The sequence below is a fragment of the Ferrovibrio sp. GW821-FHT12B10 genome (assembly GCF_058807515.1).
The window spans coordinates 307,951-319,994 of the sequence record NZ_JBXAQT010000001.1 but is presented as its reverse complement, the minus strand read 5'-3'; the positions used below and the strand labels follow the sequence as shown (position 1 = coordinate 319,994).

Sequence of the window (12,044 nt, the reverse complement as noted above, 5' to 3'; positions counted from 1 at the left end):
GATGCCGCTGCTCAGCGTTGAATCGCTGCACAAGTCTTTCGGCCGCCAGGCCGCCTGCCGCGACGTGTCCTTCGAGCTGTGGCCGGGCGAGGTTCTGGGCATCGTAGGCGAGTCCGGGTCGGGCAAGTCGACACTCCTCAATGCCATCGCCGGCCGCATCACCGCTGATGCAGGAAAGATTCTGTACCGCACGGCTGCCGGTGACATCATCGACCTGGCGCGGGCCTCCGATGCCCAGCGCCGCCATCTGATGCGCACCGAATGGGGCTTCGTGCAGCAGCATGCCCGTGACGGGCTGCGCATGGGCTTTTCGGCCGGCGCCAATATCGGTGAGCGGCTGATGGCGGTCGGCCAGAAGCATTACGGCAACCTGCGCGACACGGCACTGGACTGGATGCAGGCGGTCGAGATCGCGCCGGAGCGGGTCGATGATCTGCCGACCACCTTCTCGGGCGGCATGCAGCAGCGCCTGCAGATCGCCCGCAACCTGGTGACGCGGCCGCGTATCGTGCTGATGGACGAGCCGACCGGCGGGCTGGATGTCTCGGTTCAGGCGCGCCTGCTGGACCTGCTGCGTCGCCTGGTGCAGGAGTACAATGTCGCCGTGATTATCGTGACCCATGATCTGGGCGTCGCCCGTCTGCTGGCGCATCGCCTGATGGTGATGCGACGCGGCGAGGTGGTGGAGGCTGGCCTCACCGACCAGTTGCTGGACGATCCGCAGCATGCCTATACGCAGCTGCTGGTCTCCTCGGTTCTGACTGTGTGAGGATGGAATGACCACGCATCCCGAAATGATCCGTGTCGACAATATCGACAAGACCTTCACGCTGCATCTGCGCGGCGGCATTGCGCTGCCGGTCCTGCGCAACACCAGTCTCAGCGTCGCCGGCGGCGAATGTGTCACCCTGCACGGCCCATCGGGAGCGGGCAAGTCGACGTTGCTGCGGTCGATCTACGGCAACTACCGGCCGCAGTCGGGACATATCCTGATTCGGCATGACGACGTCCTCACCGATATCGTTGGCGCTGTGCCCCGTGTGGTGCTGGATATCCGCCGTCGCACGCTGGGCTACGTGACCCAGTTCCTGCGCGTCATTCCGCGTGTGTCGACCCTCGATATCGTGGCGGAACCGCTGCTGGCACGCGGCACTGGCATCGAGGCGGCCCGGGCGCGGGCGGCCGAGCTGCTGACCCGGCTGCAGATCCCGGAAAAGATGTGGACACTGCCGCCGGCGACCTTCTCTGGCGGAGAGCAGCAGAGAATCAACATCGCGCGCGGCTTCTGCGCCGATTATCCGATTCTGCTGCTCGATGAGCCGACGGCGTCGCTGGATGAGCGCAATCGCAAAATTGTCATAGAACTGATCGATGATGCACGTCGACGCGGCACGGCTATTGTTGCCATCGTGCATGATGCCGAGACGCGAGCGGCGATCACCACCCGTCTTTTGCCTTTGGAAGCCCTGGGAGTTGCGGCATGAATACCGACTTGGTTGTCACCAACGCGCGAATCATCGGGCGTGATGCCGAGATCACCGGCAGCCTGCATGTGCGCGATGGCGTGATCGCCGATATCGATACACGCGGGGCTGCCGTCAAGGATGCGCTCGACTTCGGTGGCGACTACCTGCTGCCGGGCCTGGTCGAGCTGCACACCGACAATCTGGAAAAGCATTTCGCGCCGCGCCCTGGCGTGCGCTGGCCGGCCAAGCTGGCGGTAATCAATCATGACGCCCAGGTGGCGGCCGCCGGCATCACCACGGTGATGGATGCGGTGGCGGTGGGCGATGTGCGCGAAGGTTCGGTCCGCTTGCAGATCCTGCGCGACATGATTGCTGCCATCGAGGCGGCGCAGAAGGATGGCATGCTGCGGGCCGAGCACCTGCTGCATCTGCGGTGCGAAGTTTCCTTCGCCGATCTGATGGCTTTGATCGAACCGATGGCGGGCCTGAGCTGGCTCAAGCTGGTGTCGATCATGGATCACACGCCGGGGCAGCGGCAGTTTGTGAAGCCGGAAAAGTACCGCCAGTATTATCAGGGCAAGTTCGGCATGTCCGACGAGGAAATGGACAAGTTCATGGCCGATCAGATCGCGGCGGCCCAGGCCAATGGCGCGCGCAATCGTCGCGCCGTAGTGGAGCTCTGCCGGGCCAAGGGCCTGCCGCTGGCCAGTCATGACGATGCGACGGCTGCCCATGTGGCGGAAGCCGCGGCCGACGGCATGGTGGTGGCGGAATTCCCCACTACGCATGAAGCGGCCAAGCTGTCGCGCCAGCATGGCATGAAGGTGATGATGGGCGGGCCCAACGTGGTGCGTGGCGGGTCGCATTCGGGCAACATTTCGGCGCGCTCGCTGGCCGAAAGCGGCGAACTCGACATCATCTCGTCGGATTATGTACCGAGCAGCATGCTGCTCTCGGCCTTCCTGGTGCCGCAGCAGGTGCCGGGGATCAGCCTACCGAAGGCAGTCGCCATGGTGTCGGCCAATCCCGCCGATGCCGTCGGCCTGACTGATCGCGGTGCCCTGGAAGTGGGCAAGCGCGGCGACATGGTCCGTGTCAGCATGGTGGATGACATCCCTGTCGTGCGCGCCGTCTGGCGCGCCGGCAACAGGGTTATGTAATCAGGCGCGTCAAGTAACCAGGAGGGCATCATGCAGATTCTCGATCACATCATGACGCTGCTGGAAAAGGCCGGTGCCGAACGCTATGGCGGCGAGAATGTCAGCCAGCTCGAGCATGCTCTGCAATGCGCCATGCATGCCGAGCGCACCGGCTCCAGCCCGGAGTTGATCACGGCGGCGCTGCTGCATGATATCGGTCATCTGGTCGATGACGGCGACGAAGGCCTGGCCGAGAAAGGCATCGATGCTAATCATGAGGTGATTGCTGCCGACTGGCTCGGCCGGCATTTCCCGGAGGCCGTGGTGGCGCCGGTGCGGCTGCATGTCGATGCCAAGCGATACCTGTGCCAGGCCGAGCAACATTACTGGGCCGGCCTGTCGAAGAGTTCGAAAATGAGCCTGGACGTCCAGGGTGGTATCTACAGCGATATCGAGGCGGCCGCATTCATCGCCCAGCCTTTCGCTGACGATGCCGTGAAGCTACGGCGCTGGGATGATGCGGCCAAAACCCCGCACCTGAAAACGCCTGATCTGGCGCATTACCGCCCGATCGTTGCCGCCGTTCTGAAAGCCTAGCCACCGAGGCGATAACGTCCGGCGATGCGGAAGGGCTTGCCGCTGTCCGGCTGAACGAACAGGCAGATTTCCGGGACCATATAGTCCGATGCCGTGAAGGGCTTGCAGACGGCCGTCAGGTGCCGCAGCAGGGCCTCGCGCTCACCGGCATCCCTGATCGAATTGGTCAGCGTGAAATGCAGCCGGAATTCCTCGAACACATAGGGATAGCCCCAGGTCTGCAGGTAGTCTTCCTGACGCGGTGTCAGCGGCGTCCGGCGCCGACGTTCGAGCTCGGCGTCCGTCAGCGGCGCCCGGAAGGCGTCGAAGCTGCGAACGCAGTCGGCGGCCAGGGCGTCCAGATCAGATGACGGCTCTGACGGACGCAGGGCGAGAAAGCTGCCCAGGGCCGCCACCGTCAGCGGCGCCATGGTGACGGGCGCGCGCTGGGCCGCAAAAGCCTCCAGGGCCACGATCAGATCTGCTTCGCTGCTGCCGTCCTTCAGGCGGAAGGGCGGTTTGAGGGTGCCATGGAAACCGTAGAGTCGCGGATCGGCAGTCAGCTCGGCGACACGGGCCGCCGTCAGTCCGGCCACGGCGACTGGAGCATGGCTGATGCCGGTTTCGGGGTCCCGGCCCAGCCAGCGGGCGGCGAAGCCATGCAGGGGGTGATCGGCAGGCGGGGCGGCATAAAGGGCGAAGCGGGCGGTCATGGACTTTTCCTAGACAACACTCACGGTGGTCCTGTGGGTAACCGGGACGGTCTGACGGGCGGGGCCGATTTCACCCCCGCGTCGCCGAACCGCAATCGAACTGTCATACGGCATTGCTATCAGCGCTTCCTACGACTTGAACCAAGGGGAATCGCATGCGCGCTGCCATTGAGATCGCCCATCTATCGAAAACCTTCCGGACGGGCAAGCGCGCTCTCGATCAGGTGAGTCTGACGGTTCAGCCGGGTGAGATGGTAGCCCTGATCGGTGCCTCCGGCTCGGGCAAATCCACCCTGCTGCGCCATATCGCCGGCCTGATGCAGGGCGATCGCGACCCCAAAGCCCAGATCGCGGTGAACGGCCGCATGATTCAGCAGGACGGCCGGATCGCCGGTGGCATCCGCCAGAGCCGCGCCGGCATCGGTTTCGTCTTCCAGCAGTTCAATCTGGTCGGTCGCATGCAGGTGATCACCAATGTGCTGGCCGGCAATCTCGGCCGCATGCCGCTGTGGCGTACGATGCTGGGTATGTTCACCGATGATCAGCGCCGCACTGCCGTGACCGCGCTCGACCGCGTCGGCATTGCTCAGTGCGCTTTCCAACGTGCTTCCACGCTTTCCGGCGGCCAGCAGCAGCGCGCGGCCATCGCCCGCGCCCTGGTGCAGAAGGCCAAGGTCATTCTCGCCGACGAACCGATTGCCTCGCTCGATCCGGAATCCTCGCGCAAGGTGATGGCGACGCTAGCCGATATCAACCGCGCCGACGGAGTGACGGTTGTCGTGTCTCTCCATCAGGTCGATTTCGCCCTCAAATTCTGCCGCCGTGTTGTTGCCCTGCGCGACGGCAAGGTGATGTTCGACGGTCCAGCTTCTGCGGTCACTGTCGCGCTGCTGCGCGGCATCTACGGTGAACACAGCGATCTCGATTTCGGCGCCCTGTCGGGCGGCCATGTCACCAATCCCGATGCCATGCCGGCCATGGACGACGTCGATGCGCGGGTTCTGCCGCGCATGCAGGCCGTGCCGGCCTGAATTTTTTCATTCTTATCCAAGTCCACTCAGGAGAACTGCCATGCTGCGTCGCACTCTGCTTACGGCCACCGTCGCCACCCTGGCGCTGGGCTTCACCGCCACTGCTCAGGCCCAGGGTCTGAAGGAAGTCAACTTCGGCATCATCTCGACCGAGTCGAGCGCCAATCTCAAGACCATCTGGGTGCCTTTCCTCGCCGATATGGAAAAGCAGACCGGCATGAAGGTAAATGCCTTCTTTGCCCCTGACTATGCCGGCGTGATCGAAGGCATGCGCTTCAACAAGGTGCAGATCGCCTGGTACGGCAATGCCTCGGCCATCCAGGCTGTCGACCGCGCCGATGGCGAAGTCTTCGTCCAGACCACCTCGAAGGACGGCGCGCCGGGTTACTGGTCGCTGTTGCTGGTCCACAAGGACAGCCCGATCAATTCGCTGCAGGACATCCTTGCCGCACCGGGCAAGTACACCTTTGGCAATGGCGACCCGAATTCCACTTCGGGCTTCCTGGTCCCGAGCTTCTACGTCTTCGGCCAGAACAACATCGATCCGCGCAAGCATTTCAGCCGCATGGTCACCGGCAGCCATGAAGTGAACGCGCTGGCTGTCGCCAACAAGCAGGTGGATGTCGCCACCAACAACACCGAGAACATGGAGCGTCTGGCCAAGACGCAGCCGGAGAAGGCCAAGGACGTGAAGGCGATCTGGAAGTCGCCGCTGATCCCGTCGGACCCGATCGTCTGGCGCAAGGATCTGGCCGATGCCGACAAGGCCAAGATCAAGGGCTTCTTCATGAACTACGGTACGCAGCAGTCGGGCAAATCGGCCGACCAGCTGGCCAACGAGACCAAGGTCCTGACCGACCTGCAGTGGGGTCCGTTCAAGGAGTCGACCAACAAGCAGCTCGTGCCGATCCGTCAGCTCGCGCTGTTCCGCGACAAAATCAAGCTGGAAGGCGACGCTAATATGGCCGCCGACGAGAAGGCCAAGAAGATCGCCGAGATCGACGCCAAGCTGGCCGATCTCAACAAGCAGATGGGTTCGTAAATATCCCCGCGGGGCGGCATGTGCCGCCCCGTTTCCTTTCTGCGAGGTTTATCCATGTCCAGCACGGCCACCGCTACCGCCGCCTTAGCCCATCCGATCCATCCGCCCAAGACCGGGCTGCGCACCTCGCTCGGCCGCACGCTGATCTATGGCCTGCTGGCGGCGATGGTGATCTGGTCGTATCAGGGTGCCGAGATCGCGCCGGCCAAGCTGTTCACCGATGCCGGCAACATGGCGACCTTTGCCAAGGATTTCTTCCCGCCCGATTTCCATGAATGGCGGTATTACCTCAGCGAGCTGGTGATCACGCTGCATATCGCCTTCTGGGGCACGTTGCTGGCGATCGTCGGCGCCATCCCGCTCAGCCTGCTGGCCTCGGCCAATATCGCGCCCTGGTGGATCAACCAGCCGGTGCGCCGCCTGCTGGACTCGATGCGATCGATCAACGAAATGGTCTTCGCCATGCTGTTCGTGGTGGTGGTCGGCCTCGGGCCCTTCGCCGGCGTCCTGGCGCTGTGGCTGCACACCACCGGCGTGCTGGCCAAGCTGTTCTCCGAGGCCGTCGAAGCCATCGATCCCCAGCCGGTCGAGGGCATTCGCGCCACGGGCGCCAATGCGCTGGAAGAGATCGTCTACGGCGTGCTGCCGCAGGTGATGCCGCTCTGGGTATCGTATTCGCTCTATCGCTTCGAATCCAACCTGCGCTCGGCCACCGTGGTCGGCATGGTCGGCGCCGGCGGCATCGGCGTCGTGCTGTGGGAAGTGATCCGATCGTTCAACTTCAGCCAGACCTGCGCCGTGATGATCATGATCATCCTGCTGGTCAGCGCGGTCGACGTGGTCTCCTCGCGGATCCGTAAGGCCCTGATCTAGGTCAGAGCAGCCGCTCCAGCAGCCGGGCCACATGGATGGCCTCGCGGCCGGCGCCATCGTGAATCTGGTGCCGGCAGCTCGTGCCGTCGGCCACCACGATGGCATCCGGCTGCTTGCGGATCGCGGGCAGCAGGCTGGCTTCCGCCATCTGCATCGAGATGTCGTGATGGTCGGCATCGTAGCCGAAGCTGCCGGCCATGCCGCAGCAGGAGCTTTCAATCAGTTCCGGCTTGGCATTCGGGATCAGCTTCAGCACGTCCAGGATCGGGCTGACGGCGCCGAAAGCCTTCTGATGGCAATGGCCATGCAGCAGGATCGGAGCGGGAGCTTCCTTTAAGACGGGGGCAAAGCGCCCGGCCTTGGCCTCGCGGGCGAGGAATTCCTCGAACAGCAGCGCCTGCTTCGACACGGTCACGGCCTTGTCGCCCAGCCCCATGACCAGCGCCTCGTCGCGCAGGGTCAGCAGGCAGGATGGTTCAAGCCCGACAATGGCCACGCCGGCCTGGGCGAGCGGCAGCAGGGCATCGATCAGCGCGCCGGCCTTCTTCTTGGCCTCATCCACCATGCCACCAGCGAGATACGTGCGGCCGCAGCAGTGGTGGCCGTCTTCCTTGGTCACGGTATGGACGGTATAGCCGGCCGCCTTCAGCACATGCATGGCAGCCAGCGCATTCTCGCTTTCGAAGATGCCGTTGAATGTGTCGACGAACAGCACAGCGGCCTTGCCGCCAGCCCTGGCGGTCGCAATCGTGTCGGCCTGGCTGGCGAACATCGCCGGATCGGTGGCGCGCCAGAAGGTGTCGCTGCGCCATTGCGGCAGCGAACGCTTCGCCGAGAAGCCGAGCAGTTTCTCACTCAGCCAGGCCGTCCCCGGCAGTTTGTCGCGCAGGTTCAGCAGCCAATGCAGGCGGCTGGCGGCAGCGGCGTAATCGGGCAAATACGCGACCAGGCGGTCTTTCAGCGTATGGCCGTGACGCGCCTTGTAGTGGCTCAGGAATTCCACCTTCATACGCGCCATGTCGACGCCGGTGGGACAGTCGCGCTTGCAGCCCTTGCAGCCGACGCAGAGGTCCATGGTCTGGAACATCGCTTCACTGGTGAAGGCGTCCTTGCCAAGTTGCCCCGAGAGCGCCAGACGCAGGGTGTTGGCGCGGCCACGCGTCAGATGCTGCTCGTCGCGGGTGACGCGATAGCTCGGGCACATGGTGCCGGCATCGAATTTGCGGCAATGGCCATTGTTGTTGCACATCTCGATGGCCTTGGCGAAGCCGCCGGTGCTGTCGCCGCCGGTGCCGGGCACCGTGGTCTCCTCGGTGACCGGGTCGTTCTGCACATTCCAGGCCGACCAGTCGAGTTTGGTCTTCAGCGCCATGGTCTGATAAGGCTTCGGCGCGCCCGGTGGCGGGAAACGGTACAGGCTGCCGTCATCCATTTTCGGTGGATCGATGATCTTGCCGGGATTGAACAGGTTGGCCGGATCGAGGTGCTGCTTGATGGCGCGGAAGGCCTCGTTGATCTTCGGGCCGAACTGCCATTCGATCCATTCGCCGCGGCACAGGCCGTCGCCATGCTCGCCGCTATAGGCGCCCTTGTATTTGCGGACCAGCGCTGAGGCTTCTTCGGCAATGGCGCGCATCTTGGCGCTGCCACCTTCGGCGCCGCCGCGGCGCATGTCGAGGATCGGACGCACATGCAGGGTGCCGACCGAGGCATGGGCATACCAGGTGCCGCGCGAGCCATGGCGGGCGAAAACCTCGGTCAGTGCATCGGTATAGTCTGCCAGATGCTCCAGCGGCACGGCGCAGTCTTCGATGAAGCTGACCGGTTTGCCATCGCCCTTCAGGCTCATCATGATGTTGAGTCCGGCCTTGCGCACCTCCCAGAGATTCTTCTGGCGCGGGTCATCGGCCATTTCCACCACGCTGCCGGGCAGATCGAGATCGCCCATCAGTTCGACCAGCTGCTTCAGCTTGGGCAGCAGCGCATCCTTGTGCTCGCCGGAGAACTCGACCAGCAGGATGGCGGCTGGCTTGCCGATCAGCGCCGTCTCGATGGTGGGCCGGAATGCCGGGTTGGCGAGGCTCAGCTCGATCATGGTGCGGTCGACCAGCTCGACGGCGGTCGGCCCCAGCTTGACGATATGCTGGGCCGCGTTCATGGCGGCGCGGAAGGTGGGGAAGTTCACCACGCCCAGCACCTTGGCCTTTGGCAGTTCCGACAGCCGCAGCGTCAGGCTGCGCGTATAGGCCAGCGTGCCCTCGGCGCCCACGAGCAGATGCGCGAGGTTGACGCTGTTGTCCTGCGTATAGGGCCGTTCGCTCTGGTTGTTGAAGATGTCGAGATTGTAGCCTGCGACACGACGCATCACCTTGGGCCAGCGCGTCTCGATCTCGCTGCGATGCTGTTCGGCCAGGCCTTGCACGAAGCTGGCGATCTCGGCTCCGCGCGAGCCCAGGTCGGGCACCGGGCCGAAATCCACCATCGCGCCATCGGCAAGCCAGGCGCTGATGCCTTGCACGTTATGCACCATGTTGCCATAGGCAATGGAGCGTGAGCCGCAGGAGTTGTTGCCTGCCATGCCGCCGAGCGTGGCCTGCGCACTGGTCGAGACATCGACCGGATACCACAGGCCATGCTTCTTCAGTTCGGCATTCAGGTGATCCAGCACCATGCCGGGTTCGACCACCACGGTGCGGCGTGCGACATCCAGTTCGCGGATGTTGCGATAGAACTTGCTGTTGTCGATCACCAGGGCCGTGCCGGTGGTCTGGCCGCACTGGCTGGTGCCGCCACCGCGCGCCAGGACCGGAATCTTCATGTCGCGCGCGATGTCCAGCGCAGCCACAATGTCGGCTTCACTCTTCGGCACCAGCACGCCGACCGGCATGATCTGGTAGATCGAGGCATCGGTCGCGTAACGCCCGCGCGAGGGCAGGTCGAACATGACCTCGCCCTGCGTTTCACTGCGCAGGCGGCGCGCCAGCAGCTCACTCACTTCATTGGATGGCTGCAGGGCTTCGGCGGAACGGATCAGCATGACGGGGCCTGCTGTTGGTGTTGACTTTTTAATTTTTGGCGACGTCCGGATAGATCTCGCCGGCGCGTAGCAGGTCGAGGATGGTGTCGCGTTTGCGCATCAGATGTTCGACCAGCACGGCGCGCATGCCGGCGGCGTCGCGGGCGGCCAGCGCCTCGATCATCCGCTCATGCTCCTTCATCGCTTGCTTCCACTTTTCCTCATTCTGGTTGGTGCGGAAGCGCAGGCTCTGGACGCGGGCATTGATCGAACGGTAGGTGCTGCTCAGCACCGGATTGCGCGCGGCCTCGTTGATGGCGGAATGAATGCGGGCGTTCAGCCGGTAGTAGCCTGAAAGGTCACGACGGGTGAAGCAGGCCATCATCTCGTAATGCATGGCACGGATTTCGCTCAGCTCATCCTCGGTGATGCGCTGCGCCGCCATTTCGCCAGACACGCCCTCCAGCATGGCCAGCACCTCGAAGGTGTTCAGTACATCGGCCTCGGTCAGGCGCACGGCCACCGCACCGCGATTGGGCAGCAGGTCGACCAGGCCTTCGGCGGCCAGCAGCTTGATCGCCTCGCGCAAGGGCGTGCGCGAGACCCGGAGTTTTTCGCAGAGCTCTCGCTCGTTCATCTTGGCGCCGGGCGGGATCGAGCCTTCCACCAGCATGGTGCGCAGGCGTGCGGCCACCTGGTCATGCAGGCCGAGGCGGGAGATTTCGACGATTTCAGCGGTCATGGTTCTCTGGATCGCATAATGCATTCAAAATCTTACGCAGTGGAATCGAGGCGTCTGGCCTCAGCTTCGCCGCTTAAGTTGAATAATTACATACATAAAATTCATATTATTGGCCAGACCAAATGGCGGATTGACTCCCGCCGAGAATCAAGATTGCATGCAAAATGCAATTTAAGGCCTCAGCAACCAAGGGGCCCGAGCGACGGGAGACGCCTGTGATCAAGTTCAGCAATGCCCCCAGCGGCCGCCATTTCCTGCAGATTCCGGGGCCGACCAATGTCCCCGACCGCATTCTGCGCGCCATCGACAACCCCACCATCGACCATCGCGGGCCGGAATTCGGCGTGCTGGGCCGCAAGGTGCTGTCCGGCATCAAGGCGGTCTTCAAGACCAAGGGCGATGTGATCATCTATCCGGCCTCGGGCACTGGCGCCTGGGAAGCAGCCCTGGTCAACACGCTGTCGTCCGGCGACCGGGTGCTGATGTTCGAAACCGGGCATTTCGCCTCGCTGTGGCGCGAGCTGGCCGAGCGGCTGGGCCTCAAGGTGGAGTTCGTGCCGGGCGACTGGCGTCAGGGCGTCGATCCGTCCGTGGTCGAGGCCAAGCTGGCCGAGGACAAGCAGCACGGCATCAAGGCCGTGATGGTGGTGCATAACGAGACCTCGACCGGCGTCACCAGCCGCGTGGGCGCCGTGCGCAAGGCGATCGATGCCGCCAAGCATCCCGCGCTGCTGATGGTCGACACGATCTCGTCGCTGGGCTCGATCGACTATCGCCATGATGAATGGGGCGTCGACGTCACCGTCGCCGGTTCGCAGAAAGGCCTGATGCTACCGCCGGGCCTGTCTTTCAACGCGATCAGTGCCAAGGCGCTGGAAGCCTCCAAGACCGCCAAGCTGCCGCGCAGCTTCTGGGATTGGGCGCCGATGCTGACGGCCAATAAGACCGGCTATTTCCCTTACACACCGTCCACCAACCTGCTCTATGGCCTGAGCGAAGCCATCGACATGCTGCAGGAAGAGGGGCTGGAGAATGTCTTCGCCCGTCATGATCGCCATGCCGAAGCGACGCGGGCGGCCGTGAAGGCCTGGGGCCTGGAAATCCTCTGCGCCAATCCGGCGGAGTATTCCAGCGCCCTGACCGCGATCCTGATGCCCTCGGGCCATAACGCCGATGAATTCCGTAAAGTCACGCTGCAGGCCTATGACCTGTCGCTTGGCGCCGGTCTGGCCAAGGTGGCTGGCAAGGTGTTCCGCATCGGCCATCTGGGCAGCTTCAACGACCTGATGCTGATGGGCACGCTCGCCGGTGTCGAGATGGGCCTTGGCCTTGCCAATGTGCCGCACAAGAAGGGCGGCGCGCAGGCAGCCATGGAGGTGCTGGGTCGTCCGGCCTCCGAGGGAGGGCTCAAGCGTTCAGTTGCTTAAGATGAAGAGTGCGGACGAC

The 12,044-nt window shown here is 63.7% G+C and carries 11 protein-coding genes; 8 read left to right on the top strand and 3 right to left on the bottom strand.

Features of this window, described 5'->3' with window-relative positions; genetic code table 11:
• The first annotated feature begins 1 nt into the window (after position 1).
• Genes phnK through AC1RRT_RS01750 form a run of 4 tightly spaced genes read left to right on the top strand, consistent with a single transcriptional unit; the run spans position 2 to position 3,202 of the window.
• A complete protein-coding gene (phnK, locus tag AC1RRT_RS01765; RefSeq protein ID WP_493015113.1) occupies positions 2 to 769 on the top strand; it encodes a phosphonate C-P lyase system protein PhnK in 768 nt (255 codons plus the stop codon).
• Positions 770 to 776: 7 nt separating this feature from the next.
• Positions 777 to 1,484, top strand: coding sequence for a phosphonate C-P lyase system protein PhnL (phnL, locus tag AC1RRT_RS01760; protein WP_493011934.1), 708 nt, complete (start codon positions 777 to 779; stop codon positions 1,482 to 1,484).
• Complete coding sequence (locus AC1RRT_RS01755) at positions 1,481 to 2,626, top strand: alpha-D-ribose 1-methylphosphonate 5-triphosphate diphosphatase (protein WP_493011933.1); 1,146 nt, start codon at positions 1,481 to 1,483, stop codon at positions 2,624 to 2,626. Before phnL ends, AC1RRT_RS01755 begins: the two co-directional genes overlap by 4 nt.
• 30 nt (positions 2,627 to 2,656) lie before the next feature.
• Positions 2,657 to 3,202: a phosphonate degradation HD-domain oxygenase gene (locus AC1RRT_RS01750; RefSeq protein WP_493011932.1), complete on the top strand. Its 546-nt coding sequence runs from the start codon at positions 2,657 to 2,659 to the stop codon at positions 3,200 to 3,202.
• On the opposite strand, the gene AC1RRT_RS01745 is transcribed toward AC1RRT_RS01750, so the two are convergent.
• Positions 3,199 to 3,894 (bottom strand): DUF1045 domain-containing protein, encoded by a 696-nt coding sequence (locus AC1RRT_RS01745; protein ID WP_493011931.1) that lies wholly within the window; start codon positions 3,892 to 3,894, stop codon positions 3,199 to 3,201. The two genes, AC1RRT_RS01750 and AC1RRT_RS01745, sit on opposite strands and share 4 nt — an antisense overlap.
• A 155-nt stretch (positions 3,895 to 4,049) precedes the next feature.
• Between AC1RRT_RS01745 and phnC the strand changes: the two genes are divergently transcribed.
• From phnC to phnE, 3 genes are read left to right on the top strand one after another with little or no spacing between them, the layout of a single operon-like run.
• A complete protein-coding gene (gene phnC / locus AC1RRT_RS01740; RefSeq protein ID WP_493011930.1) occupies positions 4,050 to 4,925 on the top strand; it encodes a phosphonate ABC transporter ATP-binding protein in 876 nt (291 codons plus the stop codon).
• 40 nt (positions 4,926 to 4,965) lie between these two features.
• On the top strand, positions 4,966 to 5,967 hold the full coding sequence (gene phnD / locus AC1RRT_RS01735; RefSeq protein ID WP_493011929.1) for a phosphonate ABC transporter substrate-binding protein: 1,002 nt from the start codon (positions 4,966 to 4,968) through the stop codon (positions 5,965 to 5,967).
• 54 nt (positions 5,968 to 6,021) lie between these two features.
• Entirely contained in the window at positions 6,022 to 6,840 is an 819-nt protein-coding gene (gene phnE, locus AC1RRT_RS01730; protein ID WP_493011928.1) for a phosphonate ABC transporter, permease protein PhnE, read from the top strand.
• Position 6,841: 1 nt separating this feature from the next.
• Here phnE and AC1RRT_RS01725 read toward each other — a convergent pair whose 3' ends face one another.
• Both AC1RRT_RS01725 and AC1RRT_RS01720 read right to left on the bottom strand, forming a co-directional pair.
• Positions 6,842 to 9,877: an FAD-binding and (Fe-S)-binding domain-containing protein gene (locus AC1RRT_RS01725; RefSeq protein WP_493011927.1), complete on the bottom strand. Its 3,036-nt coding sequence runs from the start codon at positions 9,875 to 9,877 to the stop codon at positions 6,842 to 6,844.
• A gap of 28 nt (positions 9,878 to 9,905) precedes the next feature.
• Positions 9,906 to 10,598 (bottom strand): GntR family transcriptional regulator, encoded by a 693-nt coding sequence (locus AC1RRT_RS01720; RefSeq protein WP_493011926.1) that lies wholly within the window; start codon positions 10,596 to 10,598, stop codon positions 9,906 to 9,908.
• Positions 10,599 to 10,813: 215 nt separating this feature from the next.
• Between AC1RRT_RS01720 and AC1RRT_RS01715 the strand changes: the two genes are divergently transcribed.
• Positions 10,814 to 12,025, top strand: a complete 1,212-nt coding sequence (locus tag AC1RRT_RS01715; RefSeq protein ID WP_493011925.1) for a pyridoxal-phosphate-dependent aminotransferase family protein — start codon at positions 10,814 to 10,816, stop codon at positions 12,023 to 12,025.
• The last annotated feature ends 19 nt before the right edge of the window (positions 12,026 to 12,044 follow it).

Bases quoted from the DNA above. Each gene is read 5' to 3' on its own strand.
- phnK (WP_493015113.1), top strand. From the start codon at position 2: ATGCCGCTGCTCAGCGTTGAATCGCTGCACAAGTCTTTCGGCCGCCAG.
- phnL (WP_493011934.1), top strand. From the start codon at position 777: ATGACCACGCATCCCGAAATGATCCGTGTCGACAATATCGACAAGACC.
- AC1RRT_RS01755 (WP_493011933.1), top strand. From the start codon at position 1,481: ATGAATACCGACTTGGTTGTCACCAACGCGCGAATCATCGGGCGTGAT.
- AC1RRT_RS01750 (WP_493011932.1), top strand. From the start codon at position 2,657: ATGCAGATTCTCGATCACATCATGACGCTGCTGGAAAAGGCCGGTGCC.
- AC1RRT_RS01745 (WP_493011931.1), bottom strand. From the start codon at position 3,894: ATGACCGCCCGCTTCGCCCTTTATGCCGCCCCGCCTGCCGATCACCCC.
- phnC (WP_493011930.1), top strand. From the start codon at position 4,050: ATGCGCGCTGCCATTGAGATCGCCCATCTATCGAAAACCTTCCGGACG.
- phnD (WP_493011929.1), top strand. From the start codon at position 4,966: ATGCTGCGTCGCACTCTGCTTACGGCCACCGTCGCCACCCTGGCGCTG.
- phnE (WP_493011928.1), top strand. From the start codon at position 6,022: ATGTCCAGCACGGCCACCGCTACCGCCGCCTTAGCCCATCCGATCCAT.
- AC1RRT_RS01725 (WP_493011927.1), bottom strand. From the start codon at position 9,877: ATGCTGATCCGTTCCGCCGAAGCCCTGCAGCCATCCAATGAAGTGAGT.
- AC1RRT_RS01720 (WP_493011926.1), bottom strand. From the start codon at position 10,598: ATGACCGCTGAAATCGTCGAAATCTCCCGCCTCGGCCTGCATGACCAG.